Here is a 24,686-nt window from a genome sequence, read left to right as displayed (position 1 = left end):
AGTTAATAAAATTACTTCTTTGGGCGTTTTGCACCATACTTTGATCTACGCTGAGTTCTTCCCTCAACTCCCGCTGTATCTAAAGCTCCACGGACTACGTGATACTTTACTCCTGGCAAATCTTTTACCCTTCCTCCTCTAACTAATACTATCGAGTGCTCTTGCAAATTATGTCCTTCTCCAGGAATGTATGCATTTATCTCATTACCGTTCGTTAATCTTACTCTGGCTACTTTACGCATCGCAGAGTTAGGTTTCTTAGGTGTTGTAGTATAAACACGTGTACATACTCCTCTTCTTTGAGGACATGATTTCAAAGCAGCCGATTTACTCTTCTTAGTTATTTTGGTTCTTCCTTTACGTACTAATTGTTGTATCGTTGGCATACTAAATTGTTAATAATTACGTTTTTATTTATAATTTGTCTCTTTTTAAGAGTTTGCAAATGTACAATTAATTTCTAATTATTCAAATGTCAGCAAGTTATTTTTTAAAACAATATTTTTTTATTGCTAATTATAATTTTCAACTTACTTTTAATGGCTATAGATTTATTGATTTTGAATAAAAAATTTACACCTTTTATATATATACTTTTTTTTAGTTTTTTTGTTGGCACAACTTACGGTCAGGAAAACAGTAATTATACTTTAAATATAAAAAGTAAAGACAGTATCGAAAACAACACTATCAAAAACATTGTTTATAAAAGTGCATTTAATAAGAAAGCAGCACTTAACTACACAAAAGACAGTGTTCTAAACATTTTAAAAGAAAAAGGATATTACACCTTATTAGTTGATAGCATCCATCAACGAAAAAAGAAACACATATATTATGTAAGATTAGGAACAAAAATAAATGACGTATATATAAAGGTAAACCCAAAAGACGCAAAAGTTCTTCTAGCATTAAATTTAAAAACCAAAAATAAGTTTTTGATTCTTGAAAATAAGAAACTAAAACCTTTATTAAGCTCTATCAACAAATACCTAACTGAAAACGGTCAACTTTTTTCTAAAGTTAAATTGATAAACACAAACCTCAAAAATCAATCTCTTTATACAGAACTTCAAATTAGCTATTCTAAAAAAAGAAGCATCAACAAAACAATTTTAAACGGATATACAGATTTTCCACCAGCTTTTATCAGTCATTATTTAAAATTAAATAAGAAGGTTGCAATCACTGAAAGTAGAATTGAAGAAATCTCTAAAAAAATAAATCGATTACATTTTGCTTCAGAAATTAAAAACCCAGAAATTTTATTCAGTAAAGACTCAACAATTCTGTATGTATATTTAAAAAAGAAAAACGCTAACAGCTTTGATGGATTGATTAATTTTTCTACCGAAAACAAAAAACTGAATTTTAGAGGCTATTTAGATTTGAACTTGGTGAATATTTTTAATAAAGGAGAAGAAATAAAAATCAATTGGAAAAATAACAGCCATAACAAACAAGATGTGACCCTAAGCACAAAAGTACCGTACCTTTTTAATAGTAAAATTAGTACACAAGCTTCTTTTAATATATTTAGAAACGATTCTACTTACACCAACACAAGCTCAAAAATTTTATTGAGTTATCCTTTAAACCAATTTATAGATGCATCTTTTATATTTTCCACAGAGAGTTCCACAGTAAACTCAATTGCAAACAACATTTCTAGTTTTGATAAAAAAATGGTTGGTCTTGGAATGTTTTACGATTCACAAAAAAAAAATGAGATTACTATTAATTTTAACATTTCTTACGGATCAAGACACACAAACACAAAAAATAAGCAACTTTTATTACATCTCACAAGTTCTGGCGTCATAAAAACTTCAAACAAAACAGCTCTATTTTTAAGAAGCATAAGCGGTTTCTTGTTTTCTGACTTTTATTTAAACAATGAGCTTTTTAGAGAAGGAGGAACAAATAGCATTAGAGGTTTTAATGAACAATCAATATTTGCTTCAAAGTTTTCATATCTAAATAGCGAACTTCGACTTATCACTAAAAATAATTCTTACCTGTATAGCATTCATGATGTTGGGGTTTTTAATTTAAACGAAAACAATAGTGTTTTATACTCATTAGGTTTTGGATACAACTTTATTAAAAACAAGAATGCAATCGATATTTCTTATACATATGGCAAATCAACAACAAGAACAACTGCAATAAACGCTTCTATTTTATCTATCAAATTAATAACATTATTTTAATATTGCTAGGTAAAACTTGACTTTGATTTATAATTAATTTAACATTTTTTAGTATTTTAGTTGTGTATTTAACTTTTATTTATGATTTTTGGCTCTAATTAATTCAAATAATTACACAATGAAAACAAAGTTTAATGGAATTTTAACGCTATTACTAGCGTTGGTCGTGCAAATTTCTTTTGCACAGGAAAAAACTGTTTCGGGTACAGTTTCTGACAATTCAGGTGCTTTACCAGGAGTTAGTGTCCTAATCAAAGGAACAACTACAGGTACAGAAACTGATTTCGATGGAAAATATTCTATCAGAGCTAAAACAGGAGATGTTCTTAGTTTTAGTTACTTAGGGTACACAACAGTTGAAAGAAAAGTAGGCTCTTCTAATACTATAAATGTAAGTATGAAAGAAGATGCAAATGTTTTAGACGAAGTAGTAGTTACTGGTCTAGGAATTAAAAGAGACAAGAAAGCCTTAGGTTTCTCTCAACAATCCGTAAAGGGTGAGGCTTTAACTAAAGGAAAAGAAGTTGATATTTCTAACTCTTTAGCTGGTAAAATTTCTGGGGTACAAATTGTTGGTAACAACAGTTCTACTTTCGGATCTTCTCAAATTAAATTAAGGGGTGAAACGAATGTTCTTTATGTTGTAGATGGTATTAAAGTATATGCTTCTTCTGACATTAACACAGACAACATTGCAGACATCTCTGTACTTAAAGGTGGTTCTGCAACAGCTATTTATGGTCCTGATGGTAGAAACGGAGTTATTGTTATTACTACAAAACAAGCAGAAAAAGGTGCTGCATCTATAAATGTAGATTATGCAACTACTGTAAACTCTGTAACAAACTTACCAGAAATGCAAAATGAGTATGGTGGTGGGTATAGCCAATCTTGGAGTACTTTTACATACAACCCTGCAATTGACCCTGCTTCTTGGGCGTCTTTTGATGGTCAAAAAATACCTGAGTTTTACGCAGATGAGTCTTGGGGTCCTAAATTAGATGGAACAATGGTTCGTCACTGGGATTCATGGATCCAAGGAGCTCCAACTTTTGGAGAATTAAGACCTTGGTCTCCTACAGAAAATGATATTGACACATTCTACGATGTTTCTTTAACTCAAAATGCAACTGTATCATTTAGTAAGGCTGACGAAGATTATTCTTTCAGAACTTCAGTTTCTTATTTACAACAAAATGGGGTGATTCCTAATTCTAAAAGAGAGCAGACTAGAATTGCTTTAAATGCTAAATACAACGTTTCAGATAATTTAGAATTTTTTGTTAACATGAATTATGATAGCAGACAATTACTAAACAATCCTGATCAAGGATATGGAAACTTAGGGTCTAACTTTAACCAATGGTGGCAAAGACAATTAGACTTTAAAAGATTAAGAAACTATGAGCAACAAGGTAACCTTGTTTCTTGGAATATTAATAGTCCACGTAGTACTAAGCCATTATATTGGGATTCTCCTTACTTACATTCTTATGAGAACTTAAAGCATAACAATAAAAATGCTGTATATGGTAAAATAGGTGCTAATTATACTTTTAATGACAACATTTCATTTACTGCAGAAGTTAGAAGAACTTTTAACTCATACCATAATGATGATAGAGGAACAACTAAAAGTTTATTAGATCAATCTTTCTATTCAGAGTCTCAGTCTAGAGCTACTACAAAAGAATTTTTTGCAATGGCTAACTACACTAATAAGTTTATGGATGACGTGTTAGATGTTGATTTTTCTATCGGTACTGAAATAAGTGAATTTGAAAACAAATCTTTAAGCGCAAGTTCTGCTGGAGGTTTAACTATTCCATTATTCTATAACTTAGCAGGTTCTAAAGATGCAGTAAACACAAGTGCTGGTCTTACTCAAACAGAATCTAGAGGTTTATTTTCTAAAACTTCTATCGGATACAAAAGTATGGTTTATCTTGATGCTTCATACAGATTTGACTGGAGATCAACAGCTAACCCAACAGCAAATAGAGTTGAAACTTACGGATTTTCAGGAAGTTTCTTAGCTCATAAAGTATTACCTAAAAATGATGTTTTAAACTTTGCTAAAGTTAGAGCTGGTTATTCTACCTCTCCTTTCTTCCCTGGTGCTTATCAAATTTCTAGTGTTTTTAATCCTGGAAACTTGTATAATGGATACGGTACTTTATCTGTATCAAATACGCAAGCAAATCCTATCTTAGAAGGTGGTATTAGAAAAGAATTAGAAATAGGAACAGAAATGTTTTTCTTTAACAATAAACTTGGTTTAGATATTACATACTTTAACAGAAAAGATGAAGGTATTCCTGTACGTGTTCCTTTAGATGGAGCAACTGGATATACAGGTGTAACAGTAAATGCTGGTAAAACAACTTCTTCTGGTATTGAATTAGGTTTATCTGGAGATGTTATTAGAACTGAAGACTTTACTTTTGGTTTGGCATTAAACTTTGCAACATTATCTAAAGTTGTAGATTTTATCTATGATGGTGTTTTATCGAGAGATATAAGTACTTATACATCTAACATGAGATTACAAGAAAGAGTTGGTGAAGAGTGGGGTCTTTTCTACGGAAGAGGATTTGCAACTGGAGCTAACGGAGAAATCATGTACAAAGCAAGTGGTAACTTTGCTTTACAGCCTAACAAATTCTTAGGTTCTTTATTACCTGATTTCACAGGAGGTGTTACAACAAACTTCGATTATAAAAACATGAGCTTAAGCTTAGGTTTTGATTTCCAAGTTGGTGGTAGATACTACTCAAGAACAGAAAGATATATGGACCACTCAGGTTTATCAATGAAAACTGCTGGATTAAACGACAAAGGAAATCCTAAAAGAGATCCTGTAGCTAATGGTGGTGGTGTTCATATCGTAGGTGTATTACAAACTGGTACAGATGCTGATGGTAACCCAACTTCTGACGGTACTGTTGTAGATAGATACGTAGAGGCTGTAAATCATTTTTACTTAGGTAACCTAGGTAACGTTTATGAAAACAACTTACACGATGCAACTTATGCAAAACTTAGAACGATTAGATTTAACTACAACTTAGACAAAGATTTTGTAAGTAAATTTAATATCAAGTCTGCTTCTATTGGAGCTTTTGCAAATAACGTTTGGTTAATTTACTCTGACGTTCCTTGGATTGATCCTTCAGAAATTGAAAAAAGATCTGGAGTGAACTGGGCTGAAGCTGGTACTTTACCAAGCACAAGATCATTGGGATTGAACTTAAAATTAACATTTTAAAAATATATAAAATGAAAAAAACAATTAAAAAAATAGCTGTCTTTATGTTTGCCGCTACAATTATCAGTTCATGTGATACTGTTGATTTTGGAGACATAAATAATAATCCAAATGGACCTACAGCTGCCGTTACATCTCAACTGTTGCCATCAGCTCAAATATCGGTGTCTTCAGTTATTACAACTGTAAGCGGTATAAATTATGTACAACACATTACGGAAGGACAGTATCCTGGACCTTCTAGATATGCAGGTTTAACGTTTAGCTATAACGGTTGGTACACTGGACCAATTCAAAACTTAAACAAGATTATTGAAGTAAATGAAGATCCAGATACTGCACCTGTAGTAGCTTCTTTTGGTGACAACAACAATCAAATTGCTGTTGCTAAATTATTAAGAGCATACTTTTTACACTATATGACAGATACTTGGGGAGCTTTACCTTGGTCAGAAGCCTTTAAAGGAATCCAAGGAACTCAACCTAAGTTTGATAGCCAACAAGAGCTGTACACTTATATGTTTGCAGAAGTAGATGATGCTTTAGGAAAAATCAATGCAAATGCAGGACCTCAAGGAGATATGCTTTTCGATGGAGACATGGGAAGATGGGCTACTTTTGGTAACACATTAAAAATGATTATGGCTTTAAGAATTTCAGACATTGATGCAGGAACTGCAAAGACTAAATTTGAACAAGCTGTTGCTTCTGGTAAATTAATTACTAGCAATTCTCAAAACATAAGATTTAATTATGGTTCTGATGAAGGTAGTGATAACCCATGGGAAGATAGATTCTTTAGTCGTGAAGATTATTTGATGTCTGAAACAATTATGGGCTTTATGAATGCTAAAACTGACCCTAGAAAATTCAAGTATACAAAACCAGCTCAAAATACTGCTGTTGCTGATCCATACGCTGGAGCTCCAAACGGTAAAGTGAATGGTAATACTAAGGATTATGCATTTATTACAGATACAGTAATTGGAGATCCTACATACAAAGTAGCAATCTATACAGCAGCACAAACTCACTTTTCTTTAGCTGAAGCTGCTTTGAAAGGATGGAATGTTGGTGGTGGTAGTGCTCGTGCACATTTTAAAATGGGTATTGAAGCGTCTATGATGGACTGGGGTGTTGCTACTGCAGATATGAATATTTATACTGGAGCAAACACAAGCGCTCTTGTTGATCCAACTATGGCAGAAATTGCTTACGAAAAGTACATGTCTTTATTCTTAAACGGACCAGAGGCTTGGGCTGAGTGGAGAAGATTGGATTCACCTGCATTGACTCCTTCTACTTATGCACTTGTACAAAAGATCCCTGTAAGACACGCTTACGATGGGTCTGTTGGAGATAACAACCCAGATAATTATGCTGATGTTATTGCTTCGCAAGGACCAGATACTTTACACACTAAATTATGGTGGGATGTAAATTAAATTAAACAAGTATAATTTAATTTAAAAAAATTAAAAGCTGTAAAGATTTCTCTTTACAGCTTTTTTTTATGCACAAAATTAAGTGTAAATGTTGAAATTTATATTTTATATGATAAATGTGTATAATCAGTAAAAATTATGAATAATAAATGTTAAAAAATTGGGTTTATTAAGAAATAATTATGATTTTTGTGACAATTAATTCAAATAATTATAAAATGAAGACAAAGTTTAATGGAATCTTGACGCTATTATTAGCGTTTGTTGTGCAAATGAGTTTTGCACAGGACAAGACTATTTCAGGAACTGTTACAGATGCATCTGGTGCATTGCCTGGAGTAAGTATTTTAATTAAGGGAACAACAACTGGTACTGAAACAGACTTTGATGGTAAGTATACCATTAGAGCTAGGTCTGGTAATGTATTAGTTTATAGCTACCTTGGTTACAAAACAATTGAAAGAACTGTTGGAAGTGCTGCAGTAATCAATGTAACTTTAGCAGAAGATGCTAATGTTCTTGATGAAGTGGTGATTTTAGGTTATGGTTCTCAGAAAAAAACAGAACTTACAGGTTCTACTGTTCAGGTTAACTCTGAAGAGATAGAATTAGTTCCTGTTTCTACTGTAGATCAAGTTCTACAAGGAAAAGTAGCTGGTCTAGTATTTAATGGAGATTCTGGTACACCAGGTTCTACAACAGATATTAGAATTAGAGGTGTGAGTTCAATTACTGCTGGTAATGAGCCTTTATATGTAATTGATGGAGTACCAATGAATAATAGCAATGTTTCTGCTACAGGTTCTGGTTCTTCTTTATCTGCATTATCATCTATCAACAGTAACAACATTGCAAGTATTACCGTACTTAAAGATGCTTCTGCTACTGCTGCATATGGTGCAAGAGGATCAAATGGTGTAATTTTAATTACAACTAAAGCTGGTAAGTCTGGTAAAACAACATTTAGCTTTAGCTCTTCTGTTGGTTTTTCAAATGATGCAACTGATGGCCCTACACCTTTAACAGGTGCAGAAAGAGAAATGTTATTTTACGAAGCTTTATACAACACTTATGGTGCTGGGTTTGGTTTAAATAATGTTGCTGACGCAAAGAACTGGTATAACGTAACTGGTTTTTTCGGAGATGATTACAAAAAATGGAATGCAGCTGGGAGACCAGAAGCAAACTGGAATGATGCTATTAAAAATAAAGATGCTTTATTTCAAGAATATAACTTAAGTGCTCAAGGTGGTGATGAAAATCATACTTTTTATGCATCATTAGGATATTACAATCAAGAAGCTACTGTAATTGGTTCTTCTTTTGATAGAGTTTCTGGATCTATTAATTTTTCGAAAAACTTAAGTGATAAATTAAAGTTTTCTACAAAAAATAGTGCATCACATACTTATCAAGATGGTTTGTTAGAGGCTAGTGCTTATTTTTCTTCACCTCGTTCGGTTAAGTTCTTTATGCCTGGAATTGATCAACCATATAATCCTGATGGAACTATTAACTTAAATACAACGTTACCAAATCCATTATGGATTGCTCAAAATGATATTGATGATTCTAAATTTACAAGAATTATTACAAACAACTTATTTGAGTGGGAAACTCCAATCGAAAACTTACGTTTAGGTTCTAGAATCAATATCGATTATCAAGTATACAATTATAAAAGATATAGAAACAGAATTAGTGGTGACGGAGCAGGTTCTAACGGATATGCTTGGGCTGCACACAGAAACAATGTAACATATGTATTTGCAAATACTTTAGATTATACTTATAATGTTAATGAAGATCATCAATTAGATTTTACTTTAGTACAAGAGTTTCAAAAAAATAGAAGCTTATACTTAGATGGTGATGGAGATAACTTTGCGACGGATGGATTGACAAACTTAGCTTCGGCTGGTAATCCTACTTCTGCAACTTCTTCATTCTCTGACTGGGCAGTTGCTCGTTACTTAGGTTTAATGCACTATTCTGGTTTTCAAGGACGTTATGTTTTTGATGCAACATACACTCGTGAAGGGAACTCAAGATTTGCACCTGCAAAAAGATGGGGTAACTTCTGGTCTGTTGGTACAGCGTGGAACATCCACAAAGAAAGCTTTATGGAAGATTTAGATTATATTAATAATTTAAAAATTAGAACTTCTTACGGTGTAACTGGTAATGCTAACATTGGGTTAAACTCTTACCAAGCGTTGTTTGGTTTTGGTGGAACTTATGGTGGTGGTGGTGCTATTAACCCGGCATCTTTTGGAAATAACGATTTATCTTGGGAAACTTCTCATACATTTGATTTAGGTTTAGATGTTGGATTATTCCAAAATAGAATTAGTGCTTCTATTGGGTACTATAGAAGAGAGTCTAAAGACTTATTATTAAACGTTCCTCTTTCTTTAACTACTGGTTTTTCATCTCAAACAAGAAACATTGGTAGAATGGAGAATAAAGGATTTGAGGTTGAATTTAATGGTGATATCATTAGATCTGAAGACTTCAACGTTTCTGTAGGTGGTAACTTTGCTACAACTCAAAACGAAGTATTAGAATTAGCTGTTGATGGTAACGGAGAAGTTATCAATATTAGTGGTGGTTCTAGATCTAGAACAGAAGTTGGACAACCAGTTTGGGCTTGGCACATGCAAAAATGGGCTGGAGTAGATCCTGCTAATGGTGATGAGCTTTACTATCTAAATGGTAAAGACGGTGCAACTACAAACAACTTTAACCTTGCTGAAAGAGCATTTCAAGGTGGTAGTGCAATTCCTACTTTAACAGGTGGATTAAATGTACATGTAGATTTCAAAGGATTCTTCTTAGACCTTAATGGATATTATGCAGGTGGTCATAAAGTATATGAAGACTGGCACAGATATACTAATGGTACAGATTTCTTTTCTACTTTATACTACTCTGGTGTAGATGCTATTTTAGATAGATGGCAAAAACCTGGAGACACAGGAACAAGATTTGGTAGAATGCAAGCTACAACTATTCCATGGCAAAGTAACTCTAAGTTCTTATATGACGGAGATTACTTTAGATTGAAAAACTTAACTTTTGGTTATAACATGGATGCTGATGTATTAGAATCTATTGGTGTATCATCTGCAAGATTTTTCGTAAGAGGAACAAACTTGTTTACTTGGGTTAAAGATGACAACTTAAAATATGACCCTGAGGTAGATGCTGGTGGAACAGCTGGATTAACAACACCTCCAGTTAAGTCTATCATTTTTGGTATTAACATTAAATTTTAGAGATCATGAAAAAAATAAATAAATTATTTACAACACTTTTCATCTTTACGTTAATATTTTCTTCATGTAATACTGCTGATCTAGACCCTAGTTTAGAGCAAAGTAAATCAGTTGAAGGAAGTATAAAAACTGTATCGGATGTAGAAGGTATTATGAAAGGAGCCTATAATGCAATTACTGGCTCAGGATATTATGGTAGAGATTTTATCATAAATGGTGAAGTTCGTTCTGACAACTGTTTTTCTAACGGTAACTCTGGACGTTTCACAACACAAGCTTCTTTAGCTTATAACGCAAACTCAGGTTTTATGTTTGATGATGCGTATCGTGCTATTGCAATTGCAAATATTGTTATTGCAACTGATTTATCTACTTTAGAAGGAGATGCAGCTTATGGTTCTCACCTTCAAGGACAAGCATATGCAATGAGAGCATTAGCTCATTTTGATTTAGTAAAGACGTATGGTCAACAACACGCTGGTGGTACTTTAGGTGTTCCTTATGTTAAGGAATTTAAAGGATCTGATTTATTCCCTGCTCGTGAAACTGTAGCAGCTAATAAAGCTGATATTTATGCAGATTTAGAAATGGCTTATACTAAAATGAGCAATGCTTATTTTGATGGTTCTAAAGAATACATGTCTAAAATGACTGCTAAAGCTTTAGAGTCTAGAGCTGCAATTTATTTTGGGGATTACCCTAGAGCTAAGAGTGCTGCAAAGGTTGTAATAGATTCTCAATTATACTCTGTAATGTCTGCTGCTAACTATGTAACTTCATGGGCTGGTAAAGGAAATGGAAATTCTATTTTCGAATTAGCTTTTAGTCCAACTGATAACTTAGGTGGTAATGGTTTAGCATACATCTATAGAACAACTGGTGGTGGAAGCTACGGTGATGTTCAAGTTATTGATGGTGTTGATGGTATTTATGATGCTGGTGATGTAAGAAAAGGTATTTTAGGTATGGAAGGAACGATGCTTAGAAATATTGGAAAATGGCCAGAAAATCAAGGATATGACAACGTTGTTGTAATCAGATATGAAGAGGTGATTTTAAATTATGCAGAAGCATTATTTGAAGAAGGTGTAGCTTCATATCCTGCTGCTATTGCTCAATTAAATGCTATTACTAGCAAAAGAGGAGCTGCTGCATATACAACTATATCTAAAGCAGATATTTTAAATGAAAGAAGAAAAGAATTAATGTTTGAAGGTTTCCGTTTTGATGATTTAATGAGAACAGGAGCTGGATTAGTTAAAACTTCAGTGCAACAAAATTTTGCTGCAACATTTACGTATCCAAATAACGCATTTGCATGGCCAATTCCTCAAGGGGAAATTGATGCCAATTCAAATATGGTTCAAAATACTGGATACTAATTAATTATTAGAATTATAAAAGAAACCACCTCAATTGAGGTGGTTTTTTTTTTTATAATTACATTTGCAGTATGGAAATAAAAACAGAAATAATTTTTGGAATTAGAGCTATTATAGAAGCTATAAACAGTGGGAATACAATTAGTAAAGTGTATTTACAAAAAGAATTAAAAGGAAGTTTATTTTCTGAATTAAATAGTTTGATAAAAGCAAATGGAATCTCTACAAGTAATGTTCCTGTAGAAAAATTAGATCGTTTATCAAAATACAACAATCATCAAGGAGCAGTCGCACAAATTTCTCCAATTGATTTTTATGATTTAGACGAATTGATTCAAACTACACTAGAAAAAAACAAAACTCCATTATTTATATTATTAGACCAAATATCTGATGTTAGAAATTTCGGAGCTATTATAAGGACTGCAGAATGCACAGGTGTAAACGGAATTATCATCCAGAAAAATGGAAGCGCACCAGTAAATGCAGAAACCATAAAAACATCTGCCGGTGCTGCTTTTAAAGTACCTATTTGCAAAGTAGATCATATTAAAGATGCGATGTTTATCTTGCAAGCATCTGATATTAAAACTGTTGCTGCTACAGAAAAAACCGACGCTTCTGTTTTTGATATCAATTTTAAGCAACCTATCGCAATTATTATGGGATCTGAACATAGAGGAGTAAATCCTTCTATTTTAAAAATGGTAGATTATAAAGCAAAGCTTCCTATTCTAGGAGAGATTGAATCTTTAAATGTTTCTGTTGCTTGCGGTGCTTTTTTATATGAAACAGTTAGACAGAGGTTAATTAGTAGTTAGGTTACTTTTCTTCTTTGTTGGACTCCGCTTCTACTTCTTGTTGTGGAGGATTAAAATTACCATCATCGTCAAAAAGTAAATCAAAATCTGTTTCTTTAAATTCGTATTGTTCTTTTACTATACCTTTTTGTTTAAAGATAAAAGAAAAAATAAATCCTACTAAAAAACCTGACAGATGCCCTTCCCAAGAAACACCCTCTTTAATTGGAAAAACGTACCAAACCATACTTCCGTACAAAAAAATGACTATTAAAGAAACTGCTACTAATTGAAATTGCTTTTTTATAATTCCAGAGAAAAAAACAAAACTAAAAAGCAAATATACAATTCCGCTAGCTCCAATGTGATATGCTTCGCGAGCAATCAACCAAGTTAGTAATCCAGATAAAAGTCCGCCTAAAAAAATAACTTTTAAATAAACAGACCTATAAAAGTAAATTAAAAACGATAATAAGACGAACAGAGGAATTGAATTATTAAAAAGGTGGTTTGTATCGCTATGAATAAAAGGAGAAAAAAGAACACCTTTTAAGCCACTTAAACTCCTTGGGTAAATTCCTGCTTTCGTAAAATTAAATGAAAAATGTATTTCAATCCAATAAACAAACCAGATTACAAAAATAAAAGTAAGTGGAACTCCTAAAACTTCTTTTGTAAATTTAAATTGATTGCTTGTTTTCATCCATATAAAATTAGCAAAAATTCAGCCATTTAAAATTTACTGAAAATCTGTCATAAAACTTCCTTATTTTTACAGTATGAACGAGCCATTAGCAGAACGTATAAGACCAAAAAATTTAGATGATTATATTAGTCAGCAACACTTAGTAGGCAAAAACGGCATACTTACCAACCATATCAAACAAGGAATAATCCCTTCTTTAATTTTATGGGGACCTCCAGGAATTGGAAAAACAACACTCGCAAATATTATTGCTCAAGAATCTGACAGACCTTTTTATACGTTAAGTGCCATTAGTTCTGGCGTAAAAGATGTTAGAGAAATAATTGAAAAAGCAAAAAATAGCGGTGGCTTATTTACCAGTAAAAACCCTATTTTATTTATTGATGAAATTCATCGTTTTAGTAAATCTCAACAAGATTCTTTATTAGGCGCAGTAGAAAAGGGCTGGGTAACATTAATTGGAGCAACTACAGAAAATCCGAGTTTCGAAGTGATTCCTGCATTACTTTCTCGTTGTCAGGTGTATATTTTAAATTCGTTTGATAAAGAAGATTTAATCGCTTTAATAGATCGAGCTATAAAAAAAGATGAGTTTATTTCTAAGCGAAAAATAGAACTCTTAGAAACGGATGCATTAATCCGTGTTTCTGGCGGTGATGCAAGAAAACTTTTAAATGTTTTTGAATTGCTAGTGAATTCCTCTGAAGACCCTGTAAAAATAACGGACAAGTTTGTTTTAGAGAAAGTTCAAAAAAACACAGTTCATTACGATAAAACTGGAGAACAGCATTACGATATTATTTCAGCATTTATAAAGTCTATTCGAGGAAGTGACCCAAATGCTGCGGTGTATTGGTTGGCAAGAATGATTGAAGGTGGTGAAGATGTAAAGTTTATTGCTAGACGATTATTGATTTTAGCATCAGAAGATATTGGAAATGCAAATCCGACGGCTTTAATTTTAGCAAATAACACTTTTCAAGCTGTTTCTGTAATCGGACATCCAGAATCGAGGATTATTTTAAGTCAATGTGCTATCTATTTAGCAAATTCAGCAAAAAGCAATGCTTCGTATGAGGCTATTGGGAACGCACAAGAATTGGTTAGAAAAACAGGCGATTTGTCTGTGCCCTTAGCACTAAGAAATGCACCAACAAAATTGATGAAAGATTTAGATTACGGAAAAAACTATAAATATGCGCACAATTACGAAAGTAACTTTGCCAATCAAGAGTTTTTACCAGAAGAAATTAGCACAACAAAATTGTATGAACCTGGGAATAACCCAAGAGAAAACGCATTTAGAGAAGTTTTAAAAAACAGATGGAAAGATAAGTATAAGTATTAGAATTTTATTTGATATTCTTTTTGAATAAGTACATTGTTCTCATAATACTCTGCAATCCAAATAGTTTTGTTTTTGTATAAAATTCCGTTTTTATTTTCAATGATAAAAACGGTCTCCTGCAGTGTTTTTAAAACTTTGAAGATTACTTTAGGCGTTGTATCTACCAATTGAAATCCGTTGCTGGTAACTTGTGCATACAACACAGCTTGTTTTATCTTTTTAGGCTTTGTAGCTTTATTAGGAATTTCTGTTTTTGGGATAGCAGCTTTTACAATTACCTTTTTATTTACTTTTGGGGTTTTAAGCACTGTCTTAGTAGTACTGTTTTGTGGTTTGTAAGAATAGTTTTTAAGCATTGGGTCTTTAAACGCATTTCGAATTGCTTCGTGAAACGATTTTTTATATACTTTCTCTTTACTTTTTCCAATTATACTTGAATAAAGTATCTTATCGTTACAATCTTTCAATACGATGTTTACTTTAGTTGTTAACATTGTAGAAGAATCATTTACCGAAGCAAACATAGAAGAGCACCTATTACTTTTTATATCTTCCGGCAAATCTTCTGTATTTAAGAATGATGTATATCCGTATTTATTAAAAAGAAATTTGGTTAAAGAGCTCGTTTGATATTGATCTGCTTTTTTAAAAAAATCAAACTTATTTGCTACCACAACATATTTGTAATTGCTTAATTTTTGTTGTCCAAAAAACGAAATACTGCAAATAAAAAGTCCTAAAAAAAATATTTTCTTCATTTTAATCAAATATTAAATTAAATCCAAATTGCAAAGAAGCGTTACTGGTTTCTGCCAAATCTGACAATTTTAATACATTGTTTAACAAACCATATAAATGAAATTTTCCTATTTGAGTAGAAACTCCTACTCCAACATTTGTAAACGAGTAATCATCAGCCGTATACGTAAATTTTGCATGAAATTTTTCTCCAATACTTTTTTCAAAAAACATAGTTGCTGCAACTTGTGTACTTAAAGGTCTGGTAATTGCAAACAACTGCAACCCTACAGAATTGTTATAATATTCTTTATAGGTTTCATCATAACATTCTTTGTTTGATCTTGCTCTACCAAAACTATATCTTACTGCCCCATTTAATTTTATTGGTCTCCAAGAAATAAAAGAATTTTCATGTATTTCTCTAGAAACATTAGTCTTAAACTCGCTATATAATTCAGCTAAATAATCTTTACTAATTGGCTCCCAATAGTCTTTATTGGTTTCATCGAACATTAACTCTACACCGTCAAATTGATGACTTCCTTCAACAGATAAGGTTTTTACATTTTTTGAATAATTTACAAAACCTACATCTAAAATACTTCCTGTAAATTCTATTTGTGGCGTATAATGATAGGTAAAACCAAGGTCTACACCAACACCAATATTTTTACTTAAAAAAGTGTTATCTATTACATCTTTTAAACCAATATTAACTTTATTGTCTTCATTAACAATACCAGAAGTATTTATATCAATATTTATATTGGTTAAATAATGTCTGTAAACATTATTTTCACCTTCTACTGTACTAAAAGTTCCTGTATTATTATTTGACGACATATGAACGCTTCCAGAATAAACTTTTAATCTACCTCCAATATTTAGTTTTTTATTTACTTTGTAGGATAGTCCTGCATGGATAACGCCTAACACATCTCCTCTAAATTTTAGCTCAGATAAATGGACCGTTTTATCTATATTTAATCCATTTCCGTAATACAATGAATTTACAATATCGTTAGGAAAATACCCAACAAAATCAACTTCTTGATACAATCCAAAACTTAAATACATTTTTTCATTTAAACGATAACCGCCGTTTAAAATCTCTACAGTTGTATTAAAATCTAAAAAATCTCTTTCAGTTAGTTTTCCTATTAATCTTTTAAATTTTGTTGTAAAATTTGTTTTATCTTCTAAAAACAAATCTGATAATTTTGCTTCTGACGAACCTATATTAAAAGACAATCCTGATAAAACGGGTATGCCTGCATGATATCTAAAATTAGTTTCTGCTCCAGGATTTACTATTAATGTGTTTGGCATCTCTGCAAAACCAAACAATAATTGTTTATTTTGACTGTAACCTATACAACTTATAAAAACAGCGAAAACGATACATACTTTCTTATAACTCATATTTATAGTTTAAGGAAAAAAGTTCCAGCAGTTTTAAATACTAATTTTTTATCTACATTTGGATTAATAACGCCTCCATTAGCACTAGGTGATAATTGTATAGAGACTCTAATTTTAGTTGAAGAAAGAAACTTTTGATTTCCTGAGACAACAATAGACTCTGTGGTAGAAAAATTTAAATTATTTGACTCAATAACAAATGTTTTAAAACTATGTGTTACTTTATCATTATCATCTAAAAATTGAAAATCTACTGTAAAATCTCTATCAAATTCATTTATAATTTCAAAATCTAAACTTAATAGTGATAAGTTTTCTCTTATATAAGTGCTGTTTAGTGATAAAAATTTTGATGTCTTGCTTATTGGTGCTACAATTTCTAAAGAATTAATTCTATCAAAAAAAGTAACCTGATTTAATGTAAAGTGGACTAACGAGGTAGTATAAACTGGTTCGGCAGTTAAATCTTCTATCTGTTCAAAATCAACATGTTTAATACATGAAGAAAACAAAAAAATAAAGATTAAAAATGTAGGGGTTTTTATAAAATTCTTCATTTTACTTAAATATTCATTATCAACAACGAATGGGGCTTAAAGATATTGTTTTATTTGTAAAAGTTGAGAAACAGAAGTGTATTTTTTATTCTCAAATGTATGCTTCTCTTCGGTAAAGTGAATGCTCGAAATTCCGCAATTTAAAGCACCGATAATATCAGCCTCTAAATTATCTCCAATCATAACACTATTGTCTGCAATTGCATTTGCTTTTTCTAAAGCGTATTCAAATACTTTGGGGTTTGGCTTTTTTACTCCAACCGATTCTGACGTAATTATTTCTTTAAAATAGCTTCTAATACCTGATTTTTCTAGCTTTAATCCCTGTACTTCTTCAAAGCCGTTGGTAATAATATGTAGTTCGTATTTTGGTTGCAAATAGTCTAATAATTCTATTGCACCATCAAACAAATGATTATTTAACGGCAAAAAATCGATGTATTTTTCTGATAATAAATGAATTAAATCATCAGATGCAGTATAATTTAATTGATCAAAAGTGTTTTTTAATCTACCGTACCTTAACGTTTCTTTGCTCACTTTTTCTTCTCTATATAGTTTCCAATATTCAAAATTGATCGGAGAGTATACGTTTAGAAAATCTTGCAATTCTAATTGAATATCATGTGCCTTAAAAAGCTGCTCGAATGTGAGATTAGAGTTTCTTTCAAAATCCCACAACGTATGGTCTAAATCAAAAAAAATGTGTTTTATTTCCATTTGGCTAAAATATAAATATAAACCAAACCTTAAAACTCTTTTAAGTCTTTATATTTGTAACTAAAGTTTCTGTTTTTTGACTAAAAAATTACATATTCTATTTTTATGCAGCTGGTTTCCTTCGAAAGAATTCCCAACAAATGGAGATTTTATTGAAAGACATGCAAAAGCTGTTTGCACAAAACACACTGTATCTGTTTTACATATTGTTTCTAGTAAAAAAATTACAAAAACAATTATTGACAAACATACTGATGGAAATTTAACAACCTATATTGGTTATGTTAAGCACAGTAAGAATCCAATTTTAAAAGCTATTCGGTTTTACAAAACGTACATTCATATGTTAAAATTGATTGGTCGTTTTGATTTAATTCACGTTAATACTTTATATCCGTTTGGAATTTTTGCGCTGCATTTAAAATGGACTCAAAAAACTCCTTTTATCATTTCTGAACATTGGACTGGTTATTTAAAGTCTAGAAAAAACAACATTTCCTTTTTTCAAAAAATGTGTTCTACATTGATTACTCAAAAAGCAACTTTTGTATGTCCAGTTAGTAATGAACTAAAAAAAGGAATGGAAGGTTATGGTTTAAAAGGAAACTATTTTACAGTTGGAAATGTTGTTGACACAGCCACTTTTATTCCTTCGGATAAAAAAAACAACCCATTTACAATTGTTCATGTTTCGGGGTTGAATGATGCTCAAAAAAATTGTACTGACATGCTAAAAGTTGCCAAACTTTTAGAAAACAAAATTGACAGTTTTTCTTGGAAATTTATTGGCGGAACATCAAAAAATTATGAAAAATTAATTACTGATTTAAACTTTAAAACAGCAAAAGTAGAGTTTATCAATCATGTTTCACAAAAAGAAGTAGTCACACATTTACAAGAAGCAAATCTTTGTGTTTCTTTTAGTAATTACGAAACTTTTGGAATTGTAATGCCAGAAGCAATTGCATGTGGAACGTTTGTCATTTCTACAAATACGGGAATTTTAAACGAATTAGAACCGCAAGATTTCTTTTCAATTGTTCCTGTAAAAGATAAAAATGCTTTGACAACAGAAATAGTAAAACAGTACAAAAATCCGACAAAATTAAATACAGAAAAAATGCATTCTTTAATACAAACTAAATTTAGCAAAGAAGTTATTGCTGATACATTTTCTAAATTGTATTTTAAAACATTCAATTAAAAACTCTTGAATTTATTAAAAAATTACATACAAAATTTTGTTTCTAGAGCTGGTGCTTATATTTTATCAGCAGCTATAATTTCTCGACTTTTATCTTTTGTTGCCTCTTGGATTGCACTTCAATTAATTCCGAATAAAGAACTCGGAGTTGTACTTTTTGCTTATAATATTATTCTATTCATCATACCAATTGGAGGCTTTGGGTTGCACCAAAGTTTATTAAGATATGGTGCGTTATTAAAAACCGATGAAGAGAAAAAAAGCTTGTTTCGCTATACTTTTTTTAAAGGAATTTGGGTCACTTTTATCTTAATTTTCATAATTATTTTGGCTAGTTTTTTTATCGATTTTAAATTTAAAAACACCAACTATTATCTCGCTTTTTTATCAATAACCATCATTCCAACTTATTTATTTGAATTGATGAAAATTCAATTTAGATTACAACACAAAAACAAATTATTTGCATTTACAGAAATTATTTTTACAACTGTATTAACGGTTTCTGTATTGATTTTAAGTTATTATTTTAAAGAAAAAGGCTATGCAATTGCGTTGGTTTTAACACCAACTCTTTCTGTGCTGTTTTTTATAAATACGTTTAAATCCAATTTGATTTTCAAAGAAAAACCAGCCATCATAAATCGTACATTTTGGAAATATGGCATTTTTGCAAGCTTATCTAATGTGGTAACTCAATTGCTGTTTATCATCGATATCTTGCTAATTGGTTTTTTATTAAATGATGCAGAAATGGTAACCAATTACAAATACATTTCTCTAATTCCGTTGAGTTTATTGTTTTTACCAAGAGCGTTTATCAATGCAGATTTTGTTTCATTTACAGAACACATATACAACAAAAAACACATTGTAAAATACATCAAAAGCTACATGTTGTTGTTTACTATTTTAAGTTTAGGTTTTTGCCTTTTCTTTTGGTTATTTGCAGATGTTATTTTGAACCTGTTTGATACAGGTTTCAAACAATACAAAACCTCCTTTTTAATTTTAATTGTTGGTGTTTGCGGCATCTTAATCTTCAGAGGATTATTTGGCAATCTATTGTCATCAATAGGCAAAGCACATGTAAACTTTTACATCACTTCTTTTGCATTAGTTGTCAATGTTTTTAGCAATTATTATTTGGTTCCTACATACGGAATCAAAGGCGCAGCAATCACTTCAGCTTCTTTAATGTGGGGTACAGGAATTGTTTCGGCTATTTTATTTTGGAAACTTTACAGCAACCATTTTTTAAGTAAAAAATAGGTTTCGGGCTTTGCGCCAAAACTTTTAAAGAATTTTGCAATTCCAGAGATTTGAGAACCTTCAAAGTCTAAAATTAATTCTGAATTTGAATGTTCTTTAATGATATGATTCAACAACAAACTTGCCACTTGTTTTTCTTTTCCAATTCCAGAAACTGCAGAAAACAAATAAACAATTCTTTTCGAATCAAAAGCAAAAACAGATCCGCCAATTAATTCACCATCAACCTTTACTCCAATTATTTTTACCGAATTTTTATGCTGCAGAACCTCAACTAAGTTTGTGAGTTTTTGAAATTCTTTTGCTGTAACTTCTTTAAAAGAATAATGTTTTTTAGACAATTTTAGTATTTCAGAGAAAGAAACTTGCGCTAGGGCAAATTGCTCCTTCAAACCTTGTTGAATTGCATGTTTGCGTCCCTTAGAAAAAGATTTGTAAAGCGTTTTATAGTCATCATTTAAAGATAAAATATAATTATTTTTTTTAATGATAGTTTCTTTAGAAAGATTGTTTTCTGAATTGAATTGCAATGCCATTTTTAAAAATTTTCTCGGAATGCTTTTTAAAAATTCTTCGTGATTGTTTTTAGTGATTGCTCGCTTAGAAAAAACACCCAATTGCTGTGTGAAAAAAGGTTGTGAAATAGATGAAATTAAATATTTTTTCTGAAAAGGCAAAGGCATTACTGCATCATAATCATCTAAAACCAAAACGCACCAATTATCTGCAACAACATCTAAATACCAAGAATAGGCGTACATTCTACTTTGCAAAGAAACAGCAATACAATTATTGTATTTTTCTTCATCAATTTGATTTCTTTTTAAAAATTGAATCATCTTAATCGGTTGCAATTTTCAACATCGATTCGTATACTTTACTCCAACCTTTCCATCGCAAATAATCACTTAAACTTTCGTTATGAAACAACGTAACAAATGTTCCGTTTACTGCTTTTACTTCGTTTTTTAATTCTCTAATTTTCCCTAATGATTGTCGTGGTGTCAATTCCATATAATCGTTTAAAGTTGTATCCATCAATGCAAAAGGAACAATTTTTAATGGTGTTTGAATTTCAAAATCTAAATCGTAAAAATAAAAAGGAGTACACGTACTTGCTCTAAATCCAACATGACTTGCATAGCCCATAGAATAATCTTCTTTTATTTCTAAATCGATTAAATGTTGATAGGTTTCTGGCAAACTAAATCGCAAAAAATGCTGCCTAGATTTTTCCATCGGCATGTTTGTAATTGCTTCTAATCGTTCTTTTTCTTTCTTTAGAATTGTTTCGTCTTTCATCGAAAAATAAGAAGGATGCAAACCTACTTTTGCATAATCTACCATCGATTTTATCAGTAATTTAAATTTGTTTTTCGCAGGAGAAACATTGGTGTCAAAAGTGGTATAATCTGCAACTAAAAAAAAGAAGATAGTAGGTACTTTATATTTTTTTTGTAGTGATAAAATTCCGCTAAAAGTATTGTATGGATCTTTTTTAATATTTGTAATTACAGCAAATCGATCCCAAAAATTTCGAAGTTTTAAGGTGAAAAAATCTTTAATAAATGCTCCAAAAGTTCGCACCAAGCTTTTGTGCTTATAAGCATAAGCATTGTCAATATCTACGGTAGAAATATAATTGTAACTTCTGTTTTTATATGCATAATCTGGAAATTTTTCTTTGAGTTTTTCTAAAAATTGATACGCCCAAATATCTACCAAGGGCTTTTCTAAAAATCGATATTTAAAGGCTAAACTTTGTTCTGCTGTAAAACGGCCATGCACGTCTCTTACATGTGGTAAATATTCTTCGTACCTGCTTAATAAATAAAAACTTGCAGCAAAAATATCAAACGGAATCACAGATTTAGAACCTGCATTAAAAAAACACGGAGTTTCTTCCCAATGAAAAACAGTAATGTCTAAATCGTTTACTCCTTGTTCAAATAACAAATCGTTATTTCTTACAAAAAACTCGCTTCCAAGTGGCGCCTTTGAATAGGTCATTTTTAAACCATTAAAGGCGATAAACTCTTCTATTGTAGTTGTAAAATCTACCGGAATTTGCAAAATTCTGGTAAAAATATGTTTAAAGATATAACGTAATCTTGGGGTTATTTTATGTGTATATACGAGTATCAAATTATATAAATAAGTATTAATTTAAAGCTTTTGGTTGTCTGCAAAGCTAAAATAATCTTTTTGCGTGATAATTAAATGGTCTAAGAGTTTTATATCTAATGTTTGTCCGGCTTTCTTAATTTTCTGAGTCAGCAATTCATCAGATTTACTTGGTGTTAATTTTCCTGATGGATGATTGTGACACACAATAACACCAACTGCTGTTAATGCTACAGCTTTTTTAAACAACAATCTAACATCTACCATTGTGGCTGTAATTCCGCCTTTACTTAATTGCTTTTTTGCAATTACTTTGTTCGAATTATTTAAATACAACACCCAAAATTCTTCGTGCTCTAATTCTCCAATAATTGGTTGCATTATTTGAAAAGCGTCTTTACTACTTTTCATAATTGGTTTTAGCTCAACCTGCTCAAAATGTCTTCTTTTTCCTAATTCTAAAGCAGTAATAATGCTTACAGCTCTTGCTTCTCCGATTCCTTTAAACTCTTTTAATTGCTCAAAAGTTAAAGCTGCCAATTTATTAATGTTATTATTAACAGAGTTTAAAATTCTTTTACTCAATTCTACAGCACTTTCTTTTTTTGTTCCAGAACCAATTAAAATTGCAATAAGCTCGGCATCTGTTAAAACAGCCTTTCCTTGAAGTATTAATTTTTCTCTTGGTCGATCTTCAATCGCCCAAGATTTAATGGTTAACTTTTTCATTTTCAACAATTTTTAAGACTAAATATAAGATTTATTTAAATGGTTTAAATTGAATAAGAGATTCTTTTTTTTGTGGATACGATTAAAGAACAATACCTTTGTAAACTATCTTTCATTTTTAGACTTTATGAAAATTATAATAGCTGGTGCTGGAGATGTTGGTTTCCATTTAGCTAAATTATTATCTTACGAGGCTCAAGACACTTATGTTATTGACTTTGATGGAGATAAACTAGAATACATAAACAATCATTTAGACGTTATTACCAAAAAAGGAGATGCTACTTCTATTAAACTTTTAAAAGAAATAGGAATAGACTCTGCCGATTTGTTATTGGCTGTAACAGAATCTCAGAACACCAATTTCACAGTTTCGGTTATTGGTAAAGCACTTGGTGTAAAAAAAACAATTGCTAGAATAGACAATCCAGAGCTTTTAAAAAATGATGTTGTTGATTTTAGGAAATTTGGAGTAGATATTATGATTTCTCCGCAAGAATTAGCTGCTAACGAAATAAAAATGTTGTTATATCAATCTTCATTTAATGACACGGTTGAGTTTGAAAAAGGGCTATTTAACATTATGGGGACAACCTTAGAGTACAAATCTCCTATTTTAGATTTAACCGTTAAAGAAGCAAAAGAAAAATTTCCTTTAGTAGATTTTATCACCATCGCTATTAAACGTGAGGGCGTTGCTCAAACAATAATTCCTCGTGGAGATACAGTTTACAATATTAAAGATCAAGTGTATTTTTCTGTTCCAAAAAGCAGTATTGAAAAGCTATATCCTATAATTGGTCAAAAACAAGTGACAATTAAAAATGTTATGATTTTAGGCGGAAGTAGTATAGGCTTTAAAACAGCAAGAAATCTTTGTAAAGAAAACTTCAAGGTTAAAATAATTGAAAAAAATAAAGATAGAGCTTTTGATATTGCTGATAAATTATCGAATGCTTTAGTAATTAATGGTGATGGAAGAGATATTGAGCTCTTAGAAGAAGAAAACATTAGAGAAATGGATGCCTTTATTGCTGTAACTGGCAATTCTGAAACCAACATAATGTCTTGTTTAGTTGCAAAATCTAAAGGTGTTAAAAAAACAATTGCCTTAGTAGAGAACATGGATTATATGAACATATCTCAAACTATTGGAATTGATACGTTAATCAACAAAAAATTATTAGCAGCAAGTAGTATTTTTAAACATATTAGAAAAGGCGAAGTACTTGCCCTTGCTAATTTACACAATATAGATGCAGAAATTTTTGAGTTTGAAGTTAAGCAAAACTCTAAAGTAACTAAAAAACCAATCAAAGAATTAAAATTTCCACGAGAAGCAGTTTTTGGTGGAATTATAAGAGATGGAGAAGCATTGATGTCTTTTGGCGATTTTCAAATAAAGACTGGTGACAAAGCCATTGTTTTTTGTTTACCTGAAGCAATTTCTATTGTTGAAGAATTATTCAAATCTTAA

General features: G+C 31.1%; 19 protein-coding genes. 10 read left to right on the top strand and 9 right to left on the bottom strand.

The features are described 5' to 3' along the window. Positions 1–11 precede the first annotated feature (11 nt). The gene (gene rpsL, locus ACEWL1_RS09755; RefSeq protein ID WP_188597492.1) at positions 12–386 is read right to left on the bottom strand and encodes a 30S ribosomal protein S12; all 375 of its coding nucleotides are present in this window, start codon (positions 384–386) and stop codon (positions 12–14) included. 153 nt (positions 387–539) lie between these two features. Here rpsL and ACEWL1_RS09750 point away from each other — a divergent pair, with 153 nt between their 5' ends. The 6 genes from ACEWL1_RS09750 (at position 540) to rlmB (ending at position 12,407) form a co-directional block, all read left to right on the top strand. After that, positions 540–2,213, top strand: a complete 1,674-nt coding sequence (locus ACEWL1_RS09750; RefSeq protein ID WP_409233129.1) for a BamA/TamA family outer membrane protein — start codon at positions 540–542, stop codon at positions 2,211–2,213. A gap of 118 nt (positions 2,214–2,331) precedes the next feature. Beyond that, positions 2,332–5,481 (top strand): SusC/RagA family TonB-linked outer membrane protein, encoded by a 3,150-nt coding sequence (locus tag ACEWL1_RS09745; protein ID WP_409233128.1) that lies wholly within the window; start codon positions 2,332–2,334, stop codon positions 5,479–5,481. 11 nt (positions 5,482–5,492) lie between these two features. After that, positions 5,493–6,926, top strand: a complete 1,434-nt coding sequence (locus ACEWL1_RS09740; RefSeq protein WP_409233127.1) for a SusD/RagB family nutrient-binding outer membrane lipoprotein — start codon at positions 5,493–5,495, stop codon at positions 6,924–6,926. 218 nt (positions 6,927–7,144) lie between these two features. Then, entirely contained in the window at positions 7,145–10,204 is a 3,060-nt protein-coding gene (locus ACEWL1_RS09735) for a SusC/RagA family TonB-linked outer membrane protein (protein WP_409233126.1), read from the top strand. 5 nt (positions 10,205–10,209) lie between these two features. After that, the gene (locus ACEWL1_RS09730) at positions 10,210–11,586 is read left to right on the top strand and encodes a RagB/SusD family nutrient uptake outer membrane protein (RefSeq protein ID WP_409233125.1); all 1,377 of its coding nucleotides are present in this window, start codon (positions 10,210–10,212) and stop codon (positions 11,584–11,586) included. A gap of 71 nt (positions 11,587–11,657) precedes the next feature. Continuing rightward, positions 11,658–12,407: a 23S rRNA (guanosine(2251)-2'-O)-methyltransferase RlmB gene (gene rlmB, locus ACEWL1_RS09725; protein WP_409233124.1), complete on the top strand. Its 750-nt coding sequence runs from the start codon at positions 11,658–11,660 to the stop codon at positions 12,405–12,407. 1 nt (position 12,408) lies between these two features. On the opposite strand, the gene ACEWL1_RS09720 is transcribed toward rlmB, so the two are convergent. Then, complete coding sequence (locus tag ACEWL1_RS09720; protein ID WP_409233123.1) at positions 12,409–13,089, bottom strand: rhomboid family intramembrane serine protease; 681 nt, start codon at positions 13,087–13,089, stop codon at positions 12,409–12,411. A gap of 76 nt (positions 13,090–13,165) precedes the next feature. Here ACEWL1_RS09720 and ACEWL1_RS09715 point away from each other — a divergent pair, with 76 nt between their 5' ends. Further along, positions 13,166–14,440 carry a replication-associated recombination protein A gene (locus ACEWL1_RS09715; protein WP_409233122.1) on the top strand — a complete coding sequence of 425 codons (1,275 nt, stop codon included), beginning with the start codon at positions 13,166–13,168 and terminating at the stop codon, positions 14,438–14,440. On the opposite strand, the gene ACEWL1_RS09710 is transcribed toward ACEWL1_RS09715, so the two are convergent. From ACEWL1_RS09710 to ACEWL1_RS09695, 4 genes are read right to left on the bottom strand one after another with little or no spacing between them, the layout of a single operon-like run. Beyond that, positions 14,437–15,198, bottom strand: a complete 762-nt coding sequence (locus ACEWL1_RS09710) for a hypothetical protein (protein WP_409233121.1) — start codon at positions 15,196–15,198, stop codon at positions 14,437–14,439. The two genes, ACEWL1_RS09715 and ACEWL1_RS09710, sit on opposite strands and share 4 nt — an antisense overlap. 1 nt (position 15,199) lies before the next feature. Further along, on the bottom strand, positions 15,200–16,603 hold the full coding sequence (locus tag ACEWL1_RS09705; protein WP_409233120.1) for a DUF5723 family protein: 1,404 nt from the start codon (positions 16,601–16,603) through the stop codon (positions 15,200–15,202). 2 nt (positions 16,604–16,605) lie between these two features. Further along, complete coding sequence (locus ACEWL1_RS09700) at positions 16,606–17,160, bottom strand: hypothetical protein (protein WP_409233119.1); 555 nt, start codon at positions 17,158–17,160, stop codon at positions 16,606–16,608. A 36-nt stretch (positions 17,161–17,196) separates the two neighbouring features. Next, a complete protein-coding gene (locus ACEWL1_RS09695; protein WP_409233118.1) occupies positions 17,197–17,880 on the bottom strand; it encodes a YjjG family noncanonical pyrimidine nucleotidase in 684 nt (227 codons plus the stop codon). 76 nt (positions 17,881–17,956) lie between these two features. Between ACEWL1_RS09695 and ACEWL1_RS09690 the strand changes: the two genes are divergently transcribed. Together ACEWL1_RS09690 and ACEWL1_RS09685 are read left to right on the top strand one after the other, a co-directional pair. Continuing rightward, positions 17,957–19,084 (top strand): glycosyltransferase family 4 protein, encoded by a 1,128-nt coding sequence (locus tag ACEWL1_RS09690; protein ID WP_409233117.1) that lies wholly within the window; start codon positions 17,957–17,959, stop codon positions 19,082–19,084. Between the two features lie 6 nt (positions 19,085–19,090). Beyond that, entirely contained in the window at positions 19,091–20,356 is a 1,266-nt protein-coding gene (locus ACEWL1_RS09685) for an MATE family efflux transporter (RefSeq protein WP_409233116.1), read from the top strand. Here the strand turns inward: ACEWL1_RS09685 and ACEWL1_RS09680 are convergent. The 3 genes from ACEWL1_RS09680 to radC all read right to left on the bottom strand — a co-directional run bounded on the left by ACEWL1_RS09680 (position 20,326) and on the right by radC (position 23,209). Continuing rightward, the gene (locus tag ACEWL1_RS09680) at positions 20,326–21,195 is read right to left on the bottom strand and encodes a hypothetical protein (RefSeq protein ID WP_409233115.1); all 870 of its coding nucleotides are present in this window, start codon (positions 21,193–21,195) and stop codon (positions 20,326–20,328) included. The genes ACEWL1_RS09685 and ACEWL1_RS09680 overlap by 31 nt on opposite strands. Position 21,196: 1 nt before the next feature. Further along, positions 21,197–22,429 carry a polysaccharide deacetylase family protein gene (locus ACEWL1_RS09675; protein WP_409233114.1) on the bottom strand — a complete coding sequence of 411 codons (1,233 nt, stop codon included), beginning with the start codon at positions 22,427–22,429 and terminating at the stop codon, positions 21,197–21,199. Between the two features lie 93 nt (positions 22,430–22,522). Next, complete coding sequence (gene radC / locus ACEWL1_RS09670; protein WP_409233113.1) at positions 22,523–23,209, bottom strand: RadC family protein; 687 nt, start codon at positions 23,207–23,209, stop codon at positions 22,523–22,525. 127 nt (positions 23,210–23,336) lie between these two features. On the opposite strand from radC, the gene trkA reads away from it, so the two are divergent. Then, positions 23,337–24,686 (top strand): Trk system potassium transporter TrkA, encoded by a 1,350-nt coding sequence (gene trkA / locus ACEWL1_RS09665; RefSeq protein ID WP_409233112.1) that lies wholly within the window; start codon positions 23,337–23,339, stop codon positions 24,684–24,686.

The organism is Polaribacter gochangensis (assembly GCF_046224025.1).
Classification (GTDB): Bacteria; Bacteroidota; Bacteroidia; order Flavobacteriales; family Flavobacteriaceae; genus Polaribacter; species Polaribacter gochangensis.
The sequence above is the reverse complement of the archived record's forward strand: the minus strand, read 5'-3'. Positions and strand labels throughout refer to the sequence as shown.